17 protein-coding genes are annotated in these 23,058 nt (G+C 71.1%); 3 read left to right on the forward strand and 14 right to left on the reverse strand.

From position 1 onward, the window contains the following. Nucleotides 1–9: 9 nt before the first annotated feature. From ACIBO8_RS15160 to ACIBO8_RS15205, 10 genes are all read right to left on the reverse strand, one after another. On the reverse strand, nucleotides 10–684 hold the full coding sequence (locus ACIBO8_RS15160) for a DUF6766 family protein (RefSeq protein ID WP_396115792.1): 675 nt from the start codon (nucleotides 682–684) through the stop codon (nucleotides 10–12). An 82-nt stretch (nucleotides 685–766) separates the two neighbouring features. After that, the gene (locus tag ACIBO8_RS15165; RefSeq protein ID WP_396115793.1) at nucleotides 767–1,162 is read right to left on the reverse strand and encodes a hypothetical protein; all 396 of its coding nucleotides are present in this window, start codon (nucleotides 1,160–1,162) and stop codon (nucleotides 767–769) included. A 29-nt stretch (nucleotides 1,163–1,191) separates the two neighbouring features. After that, on the reverse strand, nucleotides 1,192–1,905 hold the full coding sequence (locus tag ACIBO8_RS15170) for a tetratricopeptide repeat protein (RefSeq protein WP_396115794.1): 714 nt from the start codon (nucleotides 1,903–1,905) through the stop codon (nucleotides 1,192–1,194). 13 nt (nucleotides 1,906–1,918) lie between these two features. Then, nucleotides 1,919–2,560, reverse strand: a complete 642-nt coding sequence (locus tag ACIBO8_RS15175) for an SDR family oxidoreductase (RefSeq protein WP_396115795.1) — start codon at nucleotides 2,558–2,560, stop codon at nucleotides 1,919–1,921. A 4-nt stretch (nucleotides 2,561–2,564) separates the two neighbouring features. Beyond that, a complete protein-coding gene (locus tag ACIBO8_RS15180; protein ID WP_396115796.1) occupies nucleotides 2,565–3,260 on the reverse strand; it encodes a hypothetical protein in 696 nt (231 codons plus the stop codon). A gap of 33 nt (nucleotides 3,261–3,293) precedes the next feature. Continuing rightward, nucleotides 3,294–4,340, reverse strand: a complete 1,047-nt coding sequence (locus ACIBO8_RS15185) for a LacI family DNA-binding transcriptional regulator (protein WP_396115797.1) — start codon at nucleotides 4,338–4,340, stop codon at nucleotides 3,294–3,296. Nucleotides 4,341–4,437: 97 nt separating this feature from the next. Beyond that, the gene (locus tag ACIBO8_RS15190; RefSeq protein WP_396115798.1) at nucleotides 4,438–5,685 is read right to left on the reverse strand and encodes a DUF1996 domain-containing protein; all 1,248 of its coding nucleotides are present in this window, start codon (nucleotides 5,683–5,685) and stop codon (nucleotides 4,438–4,440) included. Nucleotides 5,686–5,693: 8 nt separating this feature from the next. Then, entirely contained in the window at nucleotides 5,694–7,385 is a 1,692-nt protein-coding gene (locus ACIBO8_RS15195) for a discoidin domain-containing protein (RefSeq protein ID WP_396115799.1), read from the reverse strand. A 176-nt stretch (nucleotides 7,386–7,561) separates the two neighbouring features. Beyond that, nucleotides 7,562–8,176 (reverse strand): alpha/beta hydrolase, encoded by a 615-nt coding sequence (locus ACIBO8_RS15200; protein WP_396115800.1) that lies wholly within the window; start codon nucleotides 8,174–8,176, stop codon nucleotides 7,562–7,564. Nucleotides 8,177–8,274: 98 nt separating this feature from the next. Beyond that, on the reverse strand, nucleotides 8,275–11,013 hold the full coding sequence (locus tag ACIBO8_RS15205) for a putative bifunctional diguanylate cyclase/phosphodiesterase (RefSeq protein ID WP_396115801.1): 2,739 nt from the start codon (nucleotides 11,011–11,013) through the stop codon (nucleotides 8,275–8,277). Nucleotides 11,014–11,202: 189 nt separating this feature from the next. Between ACIBO8_RS15205 and ACIBO8_RS15210 the strand changes: the two genes are divergently transcribed. From ACIBO8_RS15210 to ACIBO8_RS15220, 3 genes are read left to right on the forward strand one after another with little or no spacing between them, the layout of a single operon-like run. Next, a complete protein-coding gene (locus ACIBO8_RS15210; RefSeq protein WP_396115802.1) occupies nucleotides 11,203–14,442 on the forward strand; it encodes a GH92 family glycosyl hydrolase in 3,240 nt (1,079 codons plus the stop codon). Between the two features lie 26 nt (nucleotides 14,443–14,468). Beyond that, nucleotides 14,469–14,849 (forward strand): hypothetical protein, encoded by a 381-nt coding sequence (locus ACIBO8_RS15215; RefSeq protein ID WP_396115803.1) that lies wholly within the window; start codon nucleotides 14,469–14,471, stop codon nucleotides 14,847–14,849. Beyond that, the gene (locus ACIBO8_RS15220; RefSeq protein WP_396115804.1) at nucleotides 14,849–15,214 is read left to right on the forward strand and encodes a DUF488 domain-containing protein; all 366 of its coding nucleotides are present in this window, start codon (nucleotides 14,849–14,851) and stop codon (nucleotides 15,212–15,214) included. Before ACIBO8_RS15215 ends, ACIBO8_RS15220 begins: the two co-directional genes overlap by 1 nt. 610 nt (nucleotides 15,215–15,824) lie before the next feature. Here ACIBO8_RS15220 and ACIBO8_RS15225 read toward each other — a convergent pair. The 4 genes from ACIBO8_RS15225 to ACIBO8_RS15240 all read right to left on the reverse strand — a co-directional run bounded on the left by ACIBO8_RS15225 (nucleotide 15,825) and on the right by ACIBO8_RS15240 (nucleotide 22,976). Next, nucleotides 15,825–16,250: a PPOX class F420-dependent oxidoreductase gene (locus tag ACIBO8_RS15225; protein WP_396115805.1), complete on the reverse strand. Its 426-nt coding sequence runs from the start codon at nucleotides 16,248–16,250 to the stop codon at nucleotides 15,825–15,827. Between the two features lie 127 nt (nucleotides 16,251–16,377). Then, nucleotides 16,378–20,637: a GH92 family glycosyl hydrolase gene (locus ACIBO8_RS15230; protein WP_396115806.1), complete on the reverse strand. Its 4,260-nt coding sequence runs from the start codon at nucleotides 20,635–20,637 to the stop codon at nucleotides 16,378–16,380. A 413-nt stretch (nucleotides 20,638–21,050) separates the two neighbouring features. Beyond that, a complete protein-coding gene (locus ACIBO8_RS15235) occupies nucleotides 21,051–21,908 on the reverse strand; it encodes an arginase family protein (protein ID WP_396115807.1) in 858 nt (285 codons plus the stop codon). 30 nt (nucleotides 21,909–21,938) lie between these two features. Further along, a complete protein-coding gene (locus tag ACIBO8_RS15240; protein ID WP_396115808.1) occupies nucleotides 21,939–22,976 on the reverse strand; it encodes a MerR family transcriptional regulator in 1,038 nt (345 codons plus the stop codon). Nucleotides 22,977–23,058: the final 82 nt, after the last annotated feature.

The following is a 23,058-nucleotide window of genomic DNA, read 5'->3' on the forward strand; positions in this document are numbered from 1 at the left end:
CCCGGGCCGTCAGCCCTCCACCCCGGTCGCGGTGTGCGAGGTGCCGACCGGCTTGGACTGCGTCGAGCCCCGCTGGCGCAGATAGATGGCGAGGATGGCCATCGACGCGACCGCGAGCAGTTCGGACTGCCAGTTCTGCAGGGTGCGGTTCCAGAAGTCGGGCGCCACGAGGTACTGCCCCGGGCTCATCGGGTCCTCGAGGTTGCGCAGCTGCTCCTCGTTGAAGGCCGCCCGGCCGGCGATGAACTGCGCGAGCCAGGACACCACGAAGATGGCGCCCATGACGAAGCCGAGCGAGTTCGAGAAGAGAAAGAGCTTGAACCCGCGGGCGCGGGCCCACTTCGGCGAGTCCGGTTCGGCGTACGGGCCGATCTTCTGGTCCTTCTCCGACTCCCGGCCGACCTTGTCGAGGTTCTTCGACTCGGGGGAACCCTTCTGGACCAGCCACACGGTCAGGAAGATGAAGAGGAAGAACTGCAGGTACTCCGACTGCCAGTTCTCCGCCACGTCCGCGGCGAAGCTGGCCGAGGTGATGTAGCGGCCGAGTGAGATCTCCGGCAGTCCCGCGGTCAGCTGCTGCTGGTTGAAGTCGGCCAGGCCGGCGAACGCCTGCCCGACCAGCACCACGAGGAACAGCAGCCCGAAGGTGAGTCCGAGGGCGTTCTCCTTGACGAAGCGCTTCACCGGTGCAGCACCCCCAGCGTGATGAAGTAGGCGAGCCCGGCCGTGACCACGACGAGCACCAGGATGAACAGCGCGCGCATCGTCAGCCTCCCTGCACGGAACAGTTGTACGGCTGGTCGCCGCGGGACGTGCAACCGGCCGCGAGGACGCGCCATCCGCCGGGGAAGGCGGCGAGGAAGAGGGTGTCGTCGGTGAGCCGGACCTGGGCCACCTGGCCGTAGACGTCGGTGCCGGTCACCGTGCCGGGCGAAGGCAGGTCCTCGTCGAGGATCGCCTGCGAGCAGGACTGCCCGGCGGACTCCTCGACCTCGGCGAGGGTGTCCGGGGCCAGGGTGGCGCAGGCGGCCGCCCCGTCCTTGCTCTCGACGGCCGTCAGTAGTCGCAGCGCCACGTCGGCAGCGGCGTCACCGCGTTCGCTCACCGACGAGCAGCCGGCCAGCCCGGCCAGCAGCACCGCGATCAAGATTCGTTTGAGCACGTGGCGCGGTTTCCCCAACCCGCTTGCTTTCAATCATCGGCAGCTGCCGATAGGGAGGCCTCCTCGAGGAAATGCTCGATCCAGCCGATGCGCTGCGGGCTCAGCCCGGCGTCGCGGGCCTGCTGGAGGGCCTGGCGTACGTGGGCGAGCCCCTGCTCCCGCAGCCCGTCGGCCAGCTCGGCGAGGCCCAGCGCCACCGTGCCCCCGGGGATCCAGCGCGGGTCGCCGAGCTCGGCGCGCAGGTCGTGGGAGATCTTGAGGTGGTGCAGGGCGAGATCCGACTGCAGGTCGCTCGTCGTGTGGTAAAAGCCGATGTGCCGGTGCACCTCGGAGCGCAGGAGCAGGTCGCCGTGCTTCTCCGCCAGCTCGAGGGCCTCGCGGTAATACGGCATCGCCGTGTCCCAGTCGCCGCGCAGCACCTGGTGCACGAGCCCGAGGCCGAACAGCGACTCCGCCGTGCCGGCCGCGTCGCCGATCTCCCGGCGGATGCTCAGCGCCTCCTCGAAGAGGCGCTGCTCGGTCTCGGCGTCCGCGTGCGCGAGGTCGCGCTCCAGCGCCCGGAAGTGAGCGAGCATGCCGAGCCGGTCCAGGGCGGCCGCCTCGAGCGCGCGGTCGCCGGACTCGCGGGCCTGCGCCAGCAGGCCGGTGAAGGTCGCCTCCGCCTCGGCGTAATCACCGGTCCGGAACGCGGCCTCGTAGAGCGCTTCGTTGCCGCTCGTCAGTGTTTCCCCCGTTGTGCCCATAAGCGGAGGCTACTCACAGAGCCGCGATCGCGTCGGGGATGGGCGTGTCACCGCCGAAGAGCTCGAACGTCAGCCCGATCGTCGCGGGCGTCGCCAGGACGTGGGCCAGCACCGCGGCCACATCGTCGCGGGGGACGGGACCGCGGCCGCCGAGCTCGCGGGTGACGCGTACCAGGCCGGTGCCCGGGGAGTCGGTCAGCGATCCCGGGCGCACGATGGTGGCGTCCAGGCCCGAGGCGCGGACGTAGTCGTCGGCCTCCGCCTTGGCCAGCAGGTAGGGCCGCATCGCGTCGCCCGCCGACTCCGGCCGGTCGGCTCCGATCGACGAGACCATCACGTAGCGGCGTACCCCGGTCGAGATCGCCGCGTCCGCCAGCTTGACCGCGCCACCCAGATCGACCGTCCGCTTGCGCTCGGGTCCGCTTCCCGGCCCGGCGCCGGCGGCGAACACCACGGCGTCGATGCCTTTCAGGTACGCGTCCAGCGACGCATCCCGCTCCAGGTCGCCGAGCACGGGTACGGCCCCCACGGCCCGCAGGTCGTCGGCGTGCTGCGGGGACCGGACGAGCCCCCGGGCGGTGTGGCCCCCGGCGGCGAGGAGCTTGAGGAGGCGGAGCGCGACCTTGCCGTGGCCGCCGGCGACGAGGATGTCCATGCCCTCAGTCTTCACCCGTCGCGGGCGCGGTGAACGCGACGTCGCTCACGTCGGCGGCTACCTCGGTGAAGTCGGTGCCGTACGCGTCGGGTTCGCGTACGCGCAGGACGAGACAGAACGGCCGTTCGTCGCCGTGCTCCCGCTGGAGACCGCGGTGGTGGTGGGCCAGGTGGCGGGCGGCTGCCAGGTTCCCGTCGGAGCTGAGTCCGCCGAGGAGGAACACCGGCCGGGCCCCGGACGGCGGCCGGAAGCGGGCCAGGACGGCGTAGCGGTGCTCGGTGGTGTTCACATACTTCTCGCCGCCGACGGTGAAGGACAGACCCGCGTAGTCGACGCCGGGCAGGGCGGTGCGCAGGTGGACGGCCGTGCGCGGGTTCGCCGACGGGCCGCCCACACAGAATTCCGTCATCCGCCCGAGCTCGTGCCGCAGGTCGCTGCCGCCGACCAGGTCCGCGCGGGCGCCGCACTCCCGGGCCAGCGTGGTCAGCTCCACCAGGGCGGCGACGTCACGGCGGTGCACGCTCTCGGTGCTGGGCGAGGCGAAGTGCCGGGAGGTGACCAGCAGGCAGGTGGCGCCGTCGGCCAGGCCGAAGAAAGCGCGTTCCCGGTCGAGCCGGCGCCGCCGGATGGCGAACTGTGCCAGCCACACCGCGGTGCCGGCGATCACGCTGGCGAGAAGATTGATCAGGAGGTCGCCCACGCGGTCATGGTGGCCTATCCCGGTACGCGGTGATCAGGCGGACTCGCGGACCACCAGCGTGGGCTGGAAGGTGACCGACCGGGGCAGCCGGCCCGGGGCGGCGATGTGCGCCATGAGCACCTCCGCCATCTCGGCCGCCATGTCCTCGACCGGCTGGCGGATCGTGGTGAGCAGCGGCCGGCAGTCGAGCGCCGCGCTGCTGTCGTCGAAGCCGACCACAGCCACGTCGTCCGGGACGCGCCGGCCGAGATCCTGCACCGCCCGCAGCGCCCCCTCCGCCATCAGGTCGCTGGCGACGAAGAGGCCGTCGATGTCCGGGTGGTCGGCCAGCAGGCGCCGCGCGCCTTCCTCCCCGCCGTGGCGGGTGAAGTCGCCCTCGACCATCGGTACGCCGGGAAAGCCCTGGTCGGCGAGGTACGAACGGAAGCCGTCGAGCCGGTCCAGCGCGGCCGGCATGTCCAGCGGCCCGCTGATGGTGGCGAGCCGCCGGCAGCCCCGGGACAGCAGGCGCTCGGCGGCGAGCCGGGCGCCGAGCCGCTGGTCGACGTCGACGAAGCTGGTCGCCAGCGGCGTGGCGGGCCGGGCCGACACGACCGCCGGGATGCCGAGGTCGTGCACCTGGCGGGGGAGCGGGTCCTGCTCGTGGCTGCTGATCAGCAGCACACCGTCGACGTGGCCCTGCCGCAGGTAGCGCAGCACGTGGTGGTGATCGGTCGAGTCGGTGGGGATGATCACCAGGTGAATGTCGTGCGGTCGCAGCGCGGCGGTGGCTCCGGCGGTGATCCGGCCGAAGTAGGGGTCGGTGAAGATCCGGTTGAGGAACGAGGAGTCGTACGGCCGGTCGGGCTCGGAGATGACCAGCGCGACCGAGTTGGACTTGCGGGTGACCAGCGAACGGGCCGCGACGTTCGGCACGTAGCCGGTCTCGGCGATCGCCCGCTCCACCATCTCGCGGATCCGGGCGTCGACGGTCGGTGCGCCGTTGATGACCCGCGACACCGTGGCCCGGGACACCCCGGCGGCCTCGGCGACCTGGTCCATCGTGGGGTTCTGACCGCCGCGACCGGCCCGGGTGCTCATGGGCTCTGTTATAGCACCGGCCTTGATCTCACAGAGAGCGCTCTCCAGCCCCCCGCCGCCGGTGCCACGTGCAGCCCCGGCGGCGGGTACGGCCATGTCAGGGACGTCCGTCCGTACCGCACTTCACGATGACGCGGATGCAGTCGTTCACCCGCCGTGCCATCTCCTCCACCGGCCACGCGTTGAAGAAGTCGCCGTGCATGGTGTACCCGGCACCGGAGGCGAGCCGGAAGCCGGCCGGGTTCCCGCTGACGGGATAGCGCATGACCTGGCGCAGCTTCGGCACGACCACCGGGTGGGTGGCCGGGCAGGCGTTGTTCACCGGGTACGCCATGTGGCTCTTGTGGTCCGGCGAGTCCAGGTGCACTCCGTCCCAGCAATGCGGGAAGTCCAGGTACGACTCCAGCATCGAGCCGGGCGGGCAGGTCACGAAGTCGTGCGAGGATCCCACCTCGCCCGCGTGCAGGCAGGACCAGCGGGAGATCGTGTTGTCGTCCGGACCGGTGGCCCGCGCGTTGCCGGCCACGATGCGCAGGCCGAACGGCAACGGCTGGGTCTGGGCGATCAGGGCGTCGCTGACGCCCTCGCCGAGGTAGTAGAAGACGCCCGTGGTCGGCTCCACCGGGACGCCGTTGTGGGAGAAGGTCGGGATCCAGTACGACGACTTGTCGATCGACGGGTTGCAGTTGCTGTTCGCGTCGACCAGGTCGGTCACCGTCGTGGCGGCGTTGGTCACCTCGCTGCCGAAGAAGCTGTGCATGTGCGAGGCGCCGGGCATGTTCGGGAACACGATCGGGTCGTCCGGCAACCGGTGACTGAACGGGCAGTCGGCGAGGAATTCCGCCACCCGTACGGCGCCCGGCGGGATGGTCGGGCCGCCGCTCGTCCCGTATACCTGGAATTCGGTGAGCGAGACGCCCCACTGGGTGGCTCGGGCGAGGGACTCGAGCCGCACGTAGCGACCGGAGCCGGCGACGGCGACGGTCTGCCGGCCGCCGGTGCCGGCGACGCCGGCCTTGAGATTCGTCCACGTCGAGCCGTCGGCGGAGATCTGCAGGTTGAAGGTCTTCGAGTACGCGGCCTCCCAGTCCAGCACGATCGACGAGACGGTAGCGGTGCCACCCAGGTCGATCCGCAACCACTGCGGGTCGCTGAAGGCGCTGGACCAGCGGGTCCCCGGGTTGCCGTCGACGGCGTTCGAGGCGGGGAACGCGGCGGACTCGGTGGACGATGCGGTGGCCGTACCCCCCTGGGAGAGCAGGCCGTCCGCGGCGCCGGCACCGACCTGGGTGATGGCAAGGTAAGCGGTCAGGACCGCGACCACGATCAGGCTTCCTTTGCGCATCGGAATCCTCACTGGTAGACGCGGACGTAGTCGACGAGCATCCGGGCGGGGAAGGGAGTGGAGGCGTCGATGGGACCGGGGAAGTCGCCGCCGACCGCGAGGTTCAGGATGATGTAGAAGGGGTGGTCGAAGATCCACGGCCCGCGGGTCGCCTCGACGGTGGCCTTGCTGGCGTAGAAGACCTGGTTGCCGTCGAGCAGGAACTTGATGCCCTTGCTGTCCCACTCGGCCGCCCACACGTGGAAGTCCTGCGACAGGTCCACCGTGGCGTACTTCTGGCCGTAGCCGCCGGCACCGTTGTACTGCGGCGCGTGCAACGTCGAGTACGCCTCACTCGTGTTGCGGCCCAGGACCTCCATGATGTCGACCTCGCCGTTGTACGGCCACGGCCGCCCGGTGAGGAAGTCGGCGCCCATCATCCAGAACGCCGGCCACAGCCCGTTGCCCTTCGGCACCTTGATACGCGCCTCGACGCGGCCGTACTGGACGTGGAACTTGGTGCCGGTGTTCATCCGGGCCGAGGTGTAGTCGCGGCCGTTGACGGTCTCCCGGCGGGCCTCGATCACCAGCTGCCCCTGGCCGTTCGTCTGCGCGTTGTTGCTGTCCTCGGTGTAGTACTGGATCTCGCCGTTCTGCGGGTAGCCCGGGTCGTACGTCCATTTCGCCGGGTTGGGCCTGGTGCCGGCCGGGTCGTTGAACTCGTCCTGGAACACCAGCCGCGTCGCCGGGAACACCGGGTCGGCGGGCCTGGTGGGCGGGGTGTTCGGCGCGCCGCCGGTGCCGTAGACGTTGAAGTCGTACAGCGAATAGCCGTAGGGGCCGGAGCGGGCGGTGCCGTACATCCGGACGTACCGTCCCGAGCCGGAGACGGTGAGGACCTCCTTGAAACCCTTGCCGGTCGTCGTGGAGTAGATGTCGGTCCAGGTCTTCGCGTCCGGAGAGACCTGGATCTTGTACGCGGTCGCGTACGCCGGATCCCACTGAAGTTCCACCCGGCTGATCTGCGCGGTGGCGCCCAGGTCGACGGAGATCCAGCCCGGGTCCACCCAGCCCGTGGTCGAGCTGGTGGCCCAGCGGGTGGCCGGGTCGAGGTCGAAGGCCTTCGCCGCGGTGCACGGGTTGCAGTTGACGTCGTTCTGCTCGCTGGAGGCCAGGCCGGGCTTGTCGTACGAGAGCAGGACCGGGTCGCTGCTGCCGCCGGCGTACACCTGGAACTCCCACAGCGAGTAGCCGTACATGGGCAGGGCCCGCTCGGTGAGGTTCAGCCGCACGTAGCGGGCGGTGCCGGTGACCGGGATGGTCTGTGCGCCCACGTTCCCGCGGAGGGCGCTCGTGGCGTTGGTGAAGGTGGTGCCGTCGGTGGAGAACTGAACGGTGAACGCCGTGGCGTACGCCGCCTCCCAGTTCAGGTCGACCCGGCTGACCGCCATGGCCGAGCCGAGGTCCACCTTGATCCATTGGCTCGCGGAGAACTGGCTGGACCAGCGCGTGCCGGTGTTGCCGTCGGTGGCGGCGGAGGCCGGGGTGCCGGCCCACTCGTCGGACGACGCGGTGGTGGGCTTGCCCTGCGAGACGACCACCTCGGCGGCGGCCGCGTCGCTCACCGAGGCGACGAGGTAGGCGGCGAGCAGGGCCAGGAGTGAGGCGCAGAGGGCGGCCATGCGGATCCGGCCGCTACTTCGGACGGGAGCGGAGCTCATGCGGAAGTCCTCCTTGCGGGGAATCAAGAAGTGAGGGGGATGGGGATGGGGAGGCTGGGAAAGCGCTCCCTCGTAGGCCACTGTGAACGTCCTGTTAACGGGTGTCAATGCCTGCTAGGCGCCCGGGAAGCGCTTTCTCATCGTGCTCCAGGTGGCGGCGCCCGGAATCTCGGAGATCAGCGCGCGGCCGACCGGGCGCCCAGCGCCTCGGCGACAAACCCCGTGACGAGCCGCGTCCAGAACAGCGGCCGGCGCAGCAGCGCGTGGGTCTCACCCGGCACCGGCACGAACGACGCGCCGATCCGGGCGGCGTACACGGCGGAAGCCGCGGGGCTGGTCACCCGATCGGCGGCACCGTGGGCGATCAGCACCTGCGCCCCCGGCCGCGGCTCCGGCTCCCCGGCCTCCAGCCACGGCGCCAGCGCGCAGACACCCACCACGTCCGGCTCCCCGGCCAGCCGCAGTGCGACCCGCCCGCCCATGGAGTGGCCCACCAGCACCACGGGAGCCCCGGGATGCCGCCGCCGCGCCTCGTGAAGCGCCCACCGGCCGTCGACCACGGGATCCTCGGCGGAGCCGTTCCACCCCCGTACGCGGTACCGCAGCAACCAGGTGGCGACGTCGCGGCCGTGCAGCTCGGAGGCCACGGCCCGGACGAACGGGACCATCCGCAGATACGCCATGCCGCGGCGCGCCGGCGCTGTGCTGGTCTCGCTGCCTCCGTGCAGGAACAGGACGACCGCGCGGGCGTCGCGGGCCGGTCCTGAGGCGGTGAGGCGGGGCGTGGTCACGGGCTCTTGCTTACCCGCATCAGCTGTGGCCATCCCCCGGGAAAGCTGAGCTGGTCCTGATCAAGCGCCACCGCCCGGTCTCACGACCGGGCGGCGGGTCATGCGGACGGGCTGACGCCGGCGCCCTCCAGCAGCAGGCGGCCGGCTTCTCCGGCGGGTACCGGGCGGGAGAAGTAGAAGCCCTGGGCGAACGTGCAGCCCATCGCGCGCAGAGCCGCGAGCTGGCCGTACTCCTCGATGCCCTCGGCCACGGTCGACATGCCGAGGCTCTGGCCGAGCTGGACGATCGTGCTGGCCAGGGCCGCGTCGTCGGTCTGCTCGCCGAGGCGCTCGACGAACGAGCGGTCGATCTTCAGCGTGTCCACCGGGAACCGGCGCAGGTACGCCAGGGACGAGTAGCCGGTGCCGAAGTCGTCGATCGCCAGGGTCACCCCGAGCGCCTTCAGGCTGACGAGCTGGGCGAGGTTCTCCTCGGTGTCGGTCATCAGCACGCTCTCGGTCATCTCGAGGCAGAGCTTGTCGGCCGGCATGCCGGTCTCGGTCAGCACCTCGCGGACCACCGCGGCCAGATCGCTGCGGTCGAACTGGCGGACCGAGACGTTCACGGCCATCTTCACCGGCGGCTGCCCGCTGCGCCGCGCCCACTCCATGGTCTGACGGCAGGCCTCGGTGAGCACCCAGCGGCCGAGCGGCACGATCAGGCCGGTGGCCTCGGCGAGCGGGATGAACGACATCGGCGAGATCAGTCCGCGGACCGGGTGCCGCCAGCGCACCAGCGCCTCGAATCCCACGACGCGGCTGTCCACCATGTCGATGGTCGGCTGGTAGTGCACCTCCAGTTCGCCGCGGGTCAGCGCCATGCGCAGGTCGGCCTCGAGCTCCAGGCGCTCCACGAGGCCGGCCAGCATCTGCGGGTCGTAGACCGCGAAGCCGCTGCCGCCACTCGTCTTGGCCCGGTACATGGCCAGGTCGGCGTTGCGCATGAGCTGCTCGGCGGCGTCCTCGTGCTCGTCACCGCCGAGATCCGCGTAGGCCGCGAGCCCGATGCTGCCGCGTACGTGCAGCTCCCGCTCGTCGATGTGGAACGGCTCGTGCAGGCCGTCGACGATGCGCTGCGCCACGCCCTCGGCGTCGCGCGCGCCGAGCTCGGAGCGGATGAGCACGGCGAATTCGTCGCCGCCGAAGCGGGCCACGGTGTCGCCGTCGCGGACCGCCTCGCGGAGCCGGTCGGCGACCTGGACCAGCAGCTTGTCGCCGGCGAGGTGGCCCAGGCTGTCGTTGACCTCCTTGAACCCGTCGAGGTCCAGGAAGAGCACGGTGACGTCGTCGGCGCCGCGGTTATCGAGCGCCTCGGCGACCCGCTCGCGGAAGAGCGCACGGTTGGCGAGCTGGGTGAGCGCGTCGTGGTACGCCTCGTGCACCAGCTGCTCCTGCAGCTCCTTGCGCTCGCTGATGTCGCGGGTGTTCAGCACCAGGCCGCCGACGTTCGCGTCGGTGAGCAGGTTGGTGATGGTGATCTCGGCCTGACGTTGCCGGCGGTCGCGGTGGCGCAGGGTCAATTCCAGGACCGTGCTCGCGTACGGGCGACTGCTGACCGACCGCAGGGCGTCGGCGAGGCGCGCGGCGCTCTCCGGGTCGAAGACGCTCGTGAGGCGGCGGCCGGTGATCACGTGCGCCGGGAATCCGAAGACGCGCTTCACGGATTCGCTCTGGTACAGCACCTCGGAATCGATGCCCACCACGGTCACCACGTCCGAGCTGTGCTGGACGAGGGCCTGGAAGCGCTGCTCGCTGGCGTACAGCTCGGCGGTGCGCTCGGCGACGCGGACCTCGAGGCCGCGCGTCAGGTTGCGGTTCTCCAGCAGGGTGAGCAGCTGGCGTCCGACCATGAAGAGCATCAGGGACGAGGACGTGTACGCGACGAACGCGCCGCTCTGCCCGGTCCGCGCGAACCACACCCCGCTGGTGACCAGGGCGGCGAGCACCGCCACGTAGGGCAGCAGCACGCCGAACGGCTGTCCGGTGTCGCCGGGCGCCGCGGCGCCGGACGCGCCCGGTGCGACGGGGCGAGCGGCGGCGAGGAGGATGAGGCAGAAGCCCGCGAACCAGCCGATGTCGGTGGGCCCGCCCGCCACGTACGCGTCGATCAGGTGCAGGTAGGCGTACCCGATGTCGGAGGCCGCGAATGCCACGCTGCCGGCACCGACCAGCACGAGGTGGCCGAAGTTGTGCCCGCGGCGGCGCTGCAGGGCCAGCATGTAGACGACGATCGTCACGATGACCACGTCGCCCAGCGGATAGGCGAGGCTCACGGAGAGCGCCAGGACGCTGTCGCCACCGGCCGTGATGAGCGGGTCCACGACGAAGATCCACGAGATGAGCATGAGCGCCGCGGCCACCATGAGGCCGTCGAGCACGCTGCGCGCGCGGTTGGCGACGCCCTGGCTGGCGACCGGGAGTGCCAGCAGGCCGGCCGGCGCGAGCACCACCATGCCGAGGTAGCCGATGTCCGCCGGCGAGGGTAGCGGCTGGAAGCCGGCAAACACGTACATCCAGACGCCGTATGCCTGGCCGAGGCCCCAGGAGAGTACGCCGAGGCCGATCAGTCCCCATCCGGCCCGCGCGCGTCCCCGCAGGGTCGTCGCCCGCAGAAGGCAGACGACCGCCGCGCAGATCGCCGCGGCGCACAGGCCCAGGTTGGAGATCGTCTCGGCAATCTTCGGGCCGCCCGCGCCGGTGCTGAGGACCAGCCCGAACATCCCCACCGTCACGGCCACCGCGATGCACAGGCGAGCCCACGGGCGCAGCGCGTCCGGCGCCAGCGGGGTGGGGGCCATCAGCATCTCCGGTCTGCCAGCGCCGGCCCAGGACGGGACGGCCGCATGTGCCGTGATCGGGTCGCCGGGGCCCGAACTTGAGGACTTCCGCCGCTCGAAAAGGCAGCTCACCGGCTATGCATTGACACGGATCTCTGGAACGTGACAACGTTGTCACCGGACGATGACGCCGTTGACCGGAGGTTTTCCATGGTCCGTCGGTTCTCTGCGGCCTCGACCGCCCTGATCATGGCGACTGCGGTGCTGCACGCCGGCCCGGCGGCTGCGGCCGAACCGGCCCCGGTCGACCTCGTGCACCCCTTCGTGGGCACGCAGAACTTCGGCAACACCTTCCCGGGCGCGAGCGCGCCGTTCGGCATGGTCCAGGTCAGCCCGGACACCGGCGGGCAGGGCGGGTACGACTACCAGCAGACCAGCATCTACGGCTTCAGCCAGACCCACCTCTCCGGCGTCGGCTGCGGCGTGGCGGGCGAGCTGCCCATGCTGCCCACCACCGGCGAGGTGAGCACCGTCGATCCGGCCGCCTACCGGTCGCCGTACTCGCACGCCGACGAGGAGGCGTCGCCGGGCTACTACCGGGTGGGTCTGTCGAAGTACCAGACCCGGGCCGAGCTGACCGCCACCGCGCGCACCGGCTGGCAGCGCTACACCTTCCCGGCCACGGCGGCCGCCAACGTGCTGTTCAACACCGGCAAGGCCAACCAGTCCGTCTTCGACTCCGAGATCCACGTCGTCGGTGACCGCACGGTCGAGGGCCGCGTCCACGCGGGCAACTTCTGCGCCGGGAAGGACGACCACACCGTCTACTTCACCGCCAGCTTCGACCGCCCGTTCACGGCGTTCGGTACGTGGCGCGGCTCCTCGATCACCAGGGACTCGCGCGACGCGGCGGGCAGCGGCGGCAACGGCGCCTACGTCACCTTCGACGCGACGGCCGACCGCGACGTGGTCGTCAAGGTGGCGCTGTCGTACACCGGCGCGGACGGCGCCCGCGACAACCTGGCCGCCGAGACCGGTGACTCGTACGACTTCGACGCCACCCGCGCCAAGCTGCGCGACACGTGGGCGGACGAGCTCGGCCGCATCGAGATCGACGGCGGTCCGGCCGACCGGCGCGGCGTGTTCTACACCGCGCTCTACCACTCGCTGCTGCATCCGAACCTCGCCGGCGACGCCGACGGCCGGTACGTCGGCTTCGACCGCCACGTGCACACCGCCGACGGCTACACGCCGTACCAGAACTTCTCGTTGTGGGACACGTACCGGCCGCAGAACCAGCTGCTGGAGCTGCTGGCGCCGGACGTCGCCCGCGACGTCGCGCTCTCGGTCGTGGCGATCGGGCGCGACGGGGGATGGCTGCCCCGGTGGGCGCTGGCCAACAGCGAGACCAACATCATGACCGGCGACCCGGTCACCCCGTTCCTCGTCGAGGCCTGGTCGAAGGGGCTGCTGGCGGGGCACGAGGAGGAGGCGTACGCGCTGCTGCGCAAGAACGCCACCGCGCAGCCGCCGGCGGACTCGCCGTACAACGGGCGCACCGGACAGGGGTACTACGCCGACCGCGGCTACATCCCGTCCGGGCTGGTGCTGGGCAAGGACTGTGCGCACAAGGGCGGCGACAACGACTGCGTCCACCCCGCATCCGCGACCCTCGAGTACGCCGCCGCCGACGCCGCGCTGGCCCTGATGGCGCAGGGGCTCGGCAAGACGGACGACGCGAAGCTGTTCGCCGGGCGTGGCCAGTGGTACCGCAACCTGTGGGACTCGTCGATCAAGCAGTTCCGGCCCCGGACGGTCGACGGTACGTGGCTGACACCGTACGACCCGGTCGCGGCGGCGGAGCAGTTCCACGAGGGCGGGGCGTACCAGTACCAGTGGCTGGTGCCGCAGGACCCGGCCGGGCTCGTGCAGCTGATGGGCGGCCGGGCGGCCACCGAGCAGCGCCTCGACGACTTCTTCGCGTACGACAAGCTGCTCACCGACCCGGCCGGCACCGCGCGTACGGAGTGGATCGCCAGCCCGTACGACTACTACGCCAAGGCCACCTACAACCCGAACAACGAACCCGACCTGCTGGCGCCGTACATGTATCACTGGGCGGGTGACCCGGCGAAGACCGCGACCGTCGTGCGGGCCGCGATGACGCTCTTCACCACCGGCCCCGACGGCATGACCGGCAACGACGACCTCGGCACGATGAGCGCCTGGTACGTCTTCTCGTCGCTGGGCCTCTACCCGACCATGAGCGGCGCGAACTTCCTCGCCGTCTCCAGCCCCCAGTTCCCGGCCGCCAGGGTGCGGACCGGCGGCGGCACCCTCACGATCACCGCCCCGGGCGTCTCGGACAGCAGCCGCTACCTCCAGCGGGTCCGGCTGAACGGCAGAAACCTGGCCAAGAGCTGGGTCGACTGGTCGCAGATCGCCCGGGGCGGCACCCTCGCCCACACCGTCGGCACGACACCGTCCTCGTGGGGCACCTCGGTCGCCGCCGAGCCGCCGTCGGTGAACCAGGCACCGGCGGACGGCCGCACCCACATCGACGCGACCCTGCGCCCGGCGAGCGCCGTCCTGCCGGCCGGTGCGGCTTCTCCGCAGAAGGCGACCTTCGAGGTCGACGTGCTCGCTCAGGCGCCGCTGGCGATCGCCCCGCGGGTGTCCGCGACGGCACCGGCGGGCTGGACCGTGACGGTCGCACCGAAGCTGCCGAAGATCCTGGTGAGCCGCCACCTTCCGGTCGGCAGGACGGCCACGGTCACCGTGCAGGCTCCGGCCGGGGCGACGCTGGGGGCGTACCCGATCGAAGTGCAGGTCGGCGCCCCTTCCGCGAATACCGTCAAGCGGACCGCCACCATCGCGGTAGTGTCCCCGACAACCTGCGTCACCGACGGCGACACCTGCCGGGTCGATCTCTCGTCCGAACGCAACACCGACGGTACGGCCACCGTCACGTCCCCCGCCGAGGGAGACTTCGACGGCGGTGGCTGGAGCTACGACGCCGACCTGCTGCCCCCGGCCGGCCCGGTGACCTGGGCCGGCGTGACGTACCAGGCGCCCGACCCGAGCGGCACGGCGAAGAACTTCGTCCAGGCCCGCGGCCAGTCGCTGCTCCTGCCGGCCGGCGACCACAGCACGGTGAAACTGATCGCCACGACCCACAACGGTCCGGTGACCGCCGCGCTGACCATCGGCTACACCGACGGCACGTCGGCCCCCACGACCCTGACGATCGCCGACTGGTGCGGCAGCCCCTCGCCCGGAACGACCGTTGCACTCTCCATGCCACACCGGATCAAGGCAGGACAAGGAGTGGACGGACCACCGGTGAACCTCTTCGCGGCCTCGCTACCCGTCGCCGCCGGCAAACAGATCCGGTCCGTCACGCTGCCGGACGACCCCCGCTTCCACCTGTACGCCGTGACGCTCGTCTGAGCCGGCCGGAGCGGTATGGTCGGAGCGTGCAGAGGCTGGCCGGAGAAACCCTGACGGCGATCGGCCGGATGACCGTGGCAGCCACCGAGCTCGAACACCTGCTCGCGTGGATCGGCGCCGACCGGGCCGGAGGCGACGCCGCGGCGGTCTTCGCCCACCCCGGCGAGCCGCTCCGGGCCGCCCGAGGATCGGCCGAGTTCGCCCCGCCGGCCCACCGCGACCAGTTCATCGCCCACATCGAAGGGGCCGCTACGCAGCTGGCCCTGAGCCAGGCCGCCCTGCGCGCCCTGTGGCGCGAGGACGGCGGACGGCGGGACCCGGACATGTTCAACGAGATCGCGGGCCGGCTGCTCCGCTGCTGCGATGCCTTGCAGACGCTGCTGCAGGAATCCGTGGGAGGTCGCTGATGGCCTTCGTGGTCAAGAGAGTCCACGAGGAGCCGTCCCCCGAGGACGGTTTCCGGGTGCTGGTCGACCGGCTCTGGCCACGCGGAGTGTCGAAGCAGCGGGCCCGGGTGGATCTGTGGCTGAAGGACGTCGCACCGAGCACCGACCTGCGCAACTGGTTCCATGCCGAGCCCGGGCGCTTCGACGAGTTCGCCGAGCGGTACGAGGCCGAGCTCGAGGACAACCCGGCGGTGGACGAGCTGCGGGAGATCGGTGCGCAGCATCCGGTGGTGACCCTGCTGTACGGCGCCAGGGCGGCACACGACCGCAATCACGCCGCGGTGCTGGCTCGGTTCCTGCTCCCTCCGGATCGCCGCCGCGGCTGAATCCCGCGTGGTCACTCCGGTTTCCGTCCCAGGCTGCGACCGTCGGGTTTCGGCCTCCGGCCACGACCGTCGGGCTTCCGCCCAGGCTGCGACTGTCGGGTTTCGGCCTCCGGCCACGGCCGTCGGGTTTCGGCCTCCGGCCGCGACCGTCGGGTTTCGGCCTCCGGCCACGACCGTCGGGATTCGGCCTCCGGCCACGGCCGTCGGGCTTCCGCCCAGGCTGCGACTGTCGGGTTCGGGCCTCCGGCCGCGACCGTCGGCTTTCGGCCGCGACCGTCGGGCTTCCGCCTCCGGCTGCGACCGTCGGGCTTCCGCCTCCGGCTGCGACCGTCGGTTTTCGCCGTAGGCCGCGACCCTCGGGTTTCGGCCGTAGGCCGCGACCGTCGGGTTTTCGGCCCCAGGCCGCGACCATCGGCGACGTGGCAAGGCCGAGAACTCCGGCCGCGACGTTGGCGAGATGCTCCTCGATCTCCTCGCCGGGGCCGGATCGGCGCTGACCAGCCGTTCTTGGATCTGGTTGACGGTGGCCGCTTCCAACTGATCGCAAGCCGACCCGGTGATCGGGAAGGAGGCGTCGGCGTCGACGAGTCCCGCCTCGGTCATGCGCCGGTCAGGGCATGAGCCAGCCGTAGAGGCGCTCGACCTTCAACCGCAGCACCAACCGCCCGTCGGCCACCATCGCCCGGCGGTAATCCGCCCAGTCCGGGTGCTCCTTTCCGCCGATGAGACGGTAGACCTCGATCAGCTCCTCGACGGTCGCGTCGTGCTCGTCCGCCGCGGCCGGTGAGAACGACGCGGTGGCCTCGGCGACGACGTATCCGCCGCCCGGCGGGCCGACCCGCAGCGTCGCCCGCGGGTCACGGCGCAGGTTGTGGACCTTGGCGAGGGAAGCCCTGGTCGAGGTGCGCAGGATCCGGGTCGCAGGGTCGGCGGTGTAGTTGACGTCGGACAGCTGCGGCCGGCCGTCCCTCTTGATGGTGGCGAGGGTGCACAGGTCGGCCGCGACGACGGCGGACCACAGATCATCGTCGGACATGTCTCCACCCTAGGTCGACGATCGGAGCGCCGCGGTCCCGCCGGGACCGCGGCGCTCATCGGTCAGCAGATCGTCAGAATCTTCCGCATCATTCGGCCATACGATCGAACACGTGTTCGAGAATTCATCAGATCCTGGCGCACTGGCCCAGGCGGACGCCCGTGCCGGAGGTGTGCAGCCCGTTGTTCACCGGCGCCGGCTGGTTGCCGGAGCAGGTCAGGGGGCCGTTCACCGTGTCGGCCGCGACGACGGTCGCCGTGCCGTTGTGCAGCAGCGTCACGGCGCCCTTGATGGTGGACCCCTCGAGCAGGACCGGGCCCGAGCCGGTCACCGTGACCGGCCCGTTGACCGTGGCGTGCAGCAGCGAGACCGTGCCCGCGCCGGTCGCGGTGACCGCCGCGCGCAGGGTTGCCTCGGAGACGAAGAGCGAGGCGCCCTTGGAGACCGTGACCAGGCCGGTCACGGTCGCGCCGTCCTTGATGCAGGTGACACCCGACTTCACCGAGACCGCGCCGACCACCTTGTCGGCGATCGTGGTGGTGCAGGCCGGAGCCGGCTTGCCGAGCAGTTCGATCTCGGCAAGCGTCGTGCTCGCCTCGCCGCTGTTCGCCGTCACGTCGAGCTTGTAGTGCGAGTAGCGGCCCGGCTTGGTGATCTTGTAAGGCTTCGTCTGCAGCCGCCAGTCGAACGTCTGGTCGGCCCGCTCGTCGATCGTCGTCCAGGTCGTGCCGTCGTAGGAGCCGGAAAGCTTCCACGCCTTCGGATCGCCGGGCACCACACCCGAGGTGAGGGTGTAGTAGTCGGCCTGCTCCCCGCCGCTCGCGAATTGGTACTGCCACGAGGAGACGGCCGCGCGGGTGTCGGACGTGTCGTCGACCAGCGCCGGATCGGACGCCGTTCCCTTGCCGGGGCCGGTCAGATCCCGCAGCGGGCTGGGCACGGCGTCCCCGGTCGTGATCGACGGTGGCGCCGCGTCGGCGTCCGTGCCCCAGGCGGACGGCTCCGGACCCATGGCGAAGTCCAGCACCGCGCCGTCGGCGAGCAGCGAGTGGGGCAGCGAGGTCGACGTGTAGGCCTTCCCGTTGACCTTGAGAGACTGCACGTAGACGTTCTTCGCGCTGTTGTCCGGTGCGTTGATCACGATCTTCTTGCCGCCGGGCAGATTGATCGTCGCCTTGGTGAAGAGCGGCGAGCCGATCGCGTAGGCGGGGCTGCCCATCTGCAGGGGGTAGAAGCCGAGCGAGCTGAACACGTACCAGGCGCTCATCTCGCCGTTGTCCTCGTCGCCGGGGTAGCCCTGCCCGATCTCGCTGCCCAGGTAGAGCCGGGACAGCGCCTCGCGGATGATCTTCTGGGTCTTGGCCGGCCGGCCCGCGTAGTCGTACATGTAGGGGATGTGGTGCGACGGCTGGTTGCTGAAGCCCCACTGGCCCATCCGGACGTCGCGGGCCTCGAGCATCTCGTGGATCGTGCCGCCGTACGAGCCGGGGAAGCCGGCCGTCTCCGGCGTGGCGAAGAACGTGTCGAGCTTCTTGGCGAGCTGGTCCTTGCCGCCGTAGAGGTTGGCCAGCCCCTGACCGTCCTGCGGCACGTGGAACGCCATGTTCCAGCCGTCGGTCTCGGTGTAGTCGTAACCCCAGACCCGCGGGTCGTAGGTCGACGGCGGGTTGCGCCACTTGCCCGCGGAGTCCTTGCCCTGGAAGAACTCCACCGACGGGTCGAACATGTTCACGTAGTTCAGGGCCCGGTTGCGGAAGTACTCAGCCTGCTCGGCGTACTCCTGTGCCCTGGGGCCGCCCTTCTTCGCCAGCGCCGCGGCCATGTTGGCGATGCCGAAGTCGTTGATGTAGCCGTCCATGGCCCACGACATCGCCTCGCCCGTGACGTCGCTCGGGGTGTAACCCTTGAAGATCGACGTGGCCAGGCCCTTGCGGCCCACGTTCTGGTTCGGCGGGGTGACGGTCGCATTCTTCACCGCGGCCTGGTAGGCCGTCTCGGCGTCGATGCCCGGCACGCCCTTCAGGTACGCGTCGGCGAATGCGACGTCCGAGCTGGTGCCCACCATCAGGTTGGCGTAGCCGGGCGACGACCACCGGGAGATCCAGCCGCCGTCCCTGTACTGCTGGACGAAGCCGTTGACCATCTCGCCGGCCGCGTCCGGAGTCAGCAGCGAGTACGCCGGCCAGGTGGTGCGGTAGGTGTCCCAGAAGCCGTTGTTGACGTACACCTTGCCGTCCTTGACCGGTGCTCCGGTCTCCGTCGGCGAGCTGGCCGGGCTGGTGACGGCCGACTGGACGGTGTGCTTGTAGGTGGGGTTCTCCGCGGTGCCGGTGTTCTCGAAGGCCGAGTTCGGATAGAGGAACAGCCGGTACATGTTGGAGTAGAGGGTGACGAGCTGGTCCTCGGAGGCGCCCTCCACCTCGGCGGTGCCGAGCTTGGCGTCCCAGGCGGCCTGCGCCTTGTCCCGGATCGAAGCCAGCGTGGCGTCGCCGGGCACCTCGAGCTCCAGGTTGTGCTTGGCCTGGGCCACGCTGATCAGCGACGTCGCCATGCGCAGCTTCACGGTCTTGTCTTGCGCGGTGTCCACCTTGACATAGCCGGTCGAGGGGCGGTTGCCGGCAGGCAGCATGCCGCTCGCCGTGATCGGTGCGTCGACGGTGGCGTAGAGGAACATCCGTGTCCAGCCGGCGGAGAGGCCGCCGCTGTTGACGTCGGACCAGCCGGTCACCGTACGGTTGGCCGCGTCGATGGTCAGCCCCGACCTGCTGTCGACGTTGTCGAAGACGAGGTTCGAGCTGTCGCCGGTGAACGTGAACTGGAACAGCGCCGCGTGATCGGTGGGTGCCAGCTCCGTCTTGATGCCGTTGTCGAACGTAACGCCGTAGTAGTACGGCTTTGCGACCTCGTTCTCGTGCCCGAAGGCGAGCGCCCGGTTGGCGCGGCTGGCGTCGGGGGTGCCGGTGGCGGCGGAGGGCATGACCTGGAACGTCTGCCGGTCGCCCATCCACGGGCTGGGCTCGTGACTCGTGGAGAACGCCTGCAGCGTCGGGCGGTTGGCCGCGTTGTTCTGGCGGTGGTACTCGTACAGCCACGAGGTGGAGCCGGCGTTGGTCACCGGGGTCCAGAAGTTGAAGCCGTGCGGGACGGCGGTCGCCGGGTAGTTGTTGCCGCGGGAGAAGTCGCCCGACGACTGGGTGCCGCGCCTGGTCTCGGCGTACTCGGAGAGGTGGGCCTTGGGCCGCGCCGGCTCGACCTGCGCGATGGTGATGTCGTCGAACCAGGCCCGGAAGCTCGTGGGGCCGTCCGGCTTGTCGTAGCCGACCAGGATCCGGTCGATCGTCTTGCCCTCGGCAACCTTGCCGATGCGGGCGGTCCGCTTGTTCCACTGCGCGGTGTAGAGCGTCTTCGAGGCGCCCTGCGCGGCGGGGCTGAGCACGACACCGTGCTGGTCGACGGCGTGGAGATCCGACAGGTACGTGCCGTCGGTGAACGCCAGGTCGACCGCCGTGTACGTGGCCGGGTTGCTCAGGTCGTCGCGGTTGAACTCGGGCAGCACCAGGTACGACAACTCGGTGTCCGCGGTGACCGCCACGTCGACGTCGAAGACCTTGTTGTAGGAGTAGGCGTGGCCCTCGGCCGTGTGCCGCCCGGCGATCTGGAACGCCTTGAGCCCGGTGTAGCCGACGCCGGCCTTGGCGGTGGGGGAGCTGGCCGGGCCGTTGCCGATCCGGCTCTGCATCGGCCCGGCCGGCGGCGTGGTGACGTTGGCGTCGGCGAGCTCGAGGTCGGCGAGCTGGGTGAGGTTGCCCGACGGGTGGCCCGTGATGGTCAGGCGGTAGAGCGGGAACGACGCCGGGTGCGCGACCGTGTAGGTCTTCGTCTGGAACCGCTGGTCGAACGTCTGCCCGGTCTGCGAGTCGACCGGGGTCCAGGTCGTGCCGTCCGCGGAGCCCTCCAGCGTCCAGTCCCGCGGGTCCCGCTCGGGGGCGTCGTTGGCCGAGGTGAGGGCGTACTTCACCACCGTGGCGGGGGCGTCGAGCGTGTACTGCGCCCAGCTGGTCGGGGTGTCGACGAGCCACTTCGTGGCCGCGTCGCCGTCGTTGAGGTTGCTCACGCCCTCGTTGGGGTTGGGCTGGGCGTTCGCCGCGATCGCGGTGACGTGCTGGCGCAGGCTGCCCGGCATGCCGACGACCACGGTGCCGTCGACGCCGCTGCTGCGGTCGTCCTCGACCGTGTCCGTCCAGGCCGGCTGGGGATCGTCGGCCTCGAAGGAGGACCGGAATGAGGCGGCCGCTGCCGCTTGGGCTGCGCCGCCGGTGGCGACGGCCGCGGCCGCCGCTACGAGGCTCACAGATAACAGGGCGACACCCCATCGTGGCCGGTGCATGCCGTCTCCTTGTCGCAGGCTGGGAAAAGTGGGCTCGGGCACATCCGCGACACATCGTCACGTGCAACTGCATCGATCCGCAAGGCTTCGTTGACATCGATGTCATCGCGGCGCCGTCCGGCCGCGCCGCCGGGGCGTGGCGCAATCCTGAGCACGATCGAAAGAGATCGAAACGTGATCCGCCGGTCCGAGCGCGGGGCGGCGAACCCGCACCGGCTGTCGTAGCCTGCCCGTGCTCCGCCGGAACCGAGGCCGTGCCGGCGAGCCGCGCTCGGAAGGCGGCGATGGGGTGCCGAACGCCGGGCGGATGCTGCGGTATGTGCGGTGGCACATGGGCAGGTACACGGGCGGCATCCGTGCAGTGCTCGCGTGCCAGAGCGTCTACGCCGTCGTCCCGGAAGGAACGCCGCCGCCTAGCCGAGCGCCGTGGCGAGGGCGTCCACGAGCGGCGTCAGGCCCACCTCCGGCGGCACGTGGTCGGGGTTCACCTCGGTCAGCGTCATACCGGCGAATTGGGGGCTGGCCACCAGGACCGACAGGGTCTCGACCAGCTCCTGGAGGGTCAGCCCGGCCGGCTCCGGCACGTCGGCGAACGGCGCCTGCGCGAACGCCAGCACGTCCACGTCGAAGTGGACCACGAAGCTCGGAGCCAGGGCCTCGGCGGCGAACCGGGCTCGGGCCGCCGCTTTCGCCGGGCCGGTGCGGACCTCGTTGGCCGGCACGTACGTCATCGGCAGGCGGTCCAGCAGGACCCGCTCGGGGTCGCTCGGCGGCAGGTCGAAGCCGTACGCGACCACGCGTTCCGGGGGGAGCGAGGCGACCGCCGCCACCGTCGGGTCGCAGCCCGGCAGCCCGATCATGTGTGCCAGGCCCATCGCGTCGAGGTTGCCGTGCGGGCGGGTGTCGGGGGTGTGGAGGTCCGGGCCGCCGTCGATGTAGATCAGCGCGGGGCTGCCCGTGGCCGCCACCAGGCCGAGCGTGACGGTGCAGTCGCCGCCGAGCACCAGCGGTACGCCGGGCGCGGACGCGACGACCTTGGCCACGTCGGTCGCCACCCGGGCGACCGCGGCGGCGTTCTGAGCCGTGGGGCGGGCCGGGTCGGGACGCCACCGGAAGCCGGGGATGTCGCCGAGGTCCTGCACCAGCAGGCCGCGGTCGTCGAGCGCGGACAACAGGCCCGCCGCGCGTAACGCAGCGGGGGCCCGCTCCACGCCGGGCGTCTGCGCGCCTGCACTCGACGGCGCGCCGATCACACTCCACCGGGGAACCATGCGCCCATGCTGCCTGATGGGCCGGGGGAATCACACCGGCACGACGTCGGCGACCACGCAGGCCACGTTGTCGGGGGCGCCGCCGGCGTACGCCGCGTCGATCAGGTGGGACACCGTCGCCTCCGGGTGCGCACCGGCTCGCAGTGCCCCGGCGAGGTCCGGGACGGTCGTCCACACACCGTCGGTGCAGAGCAGGTAACGGTCGCCCGGCAGCGCCGTGCGCAGCGACAGGTCGGCCTCGCCGTCGACGCCGAGCGCGCGGAGTAGCAGCGGCCGCTGGGGGTGCGCCGGCAGGTCGGCGGCGGCGAGCTCGCCGGCGTCGACCAGCTTCTGCACGTACGTGTGGTCGTCGGTGAGGCGCGACAGCTCGCCCCCGCGCAGCAGGTACGCCCGGCTGTCCCCGATGTGCGCCACGCCGATCCGCGAGCCCGACCACACCAGGGCGGTCAGCGTGGTGATCGGGCGCTCCTCGTCCTGGGACGGTAGCGCCCGCACGGCCTTTTCGGCGTCAGCGACGGCTTCTTCCAGCGTACGGAGCAGGTCGGTGCCGCCCGGGAGCCCGCGGAAGACCTCGACGGCCGCGGCGGCGGCCCGGTCCCCGCCCGGCCCGGCGCCGTCCGCGACGGCGAGGAGGGTGCTTCCGGCGTACGCGAGATCCTGGTCCGTCTCGCGAACCTTGCCGATCGCGGACCGTGCGGCGAATCGCAGGCCCAGGCCGGGTGCGTGCTCGGACATGGGCGTTCCCTTCCCGGTGAGGTAGTCGGTGAGGAAGCCGGCGAGCCGGCTGCGGGCCTCGAGTTCCGCTTCGAGCTCCGCCATGTACGCCGTGACCGCCTCCGCCGCGGCCGCCCCGGGAAGCTCACAGGTGGCGCGGATGCGGTCCAGCGGCATGTCGAGGCGGCGCAGCCAGGCGACCAGGCGGGCCCGGCCGAGCTGGCCCGGGTCGTAGTAGCGGTAACCCGAGTCCGCGTCGACGGCGGCCGGGCGCAGCAGTCCGAGCTCGTCGTAGAGCCGCAACGCCTTCGGCGACAACCGGGCGGCACGCGCGAAGGCGCCGATGGTCAGCATGAAGGTCCATTCGGCGCTGCGGCGTCGGTCCGATCCGACATCGATGTCATACTTTCGTCCTCCACCTCTGCAGAACTCGGAG

Origin of the sequence: Actinoplanes sp. NPDC049681 (genome assembly GCF_044465265.1) — a bacterium.
Lineage (GTDB): Bacteria > Actinomycetota > Actinomycetes > Mycobacteriales > Micromonosporaceae > Actinoplanes.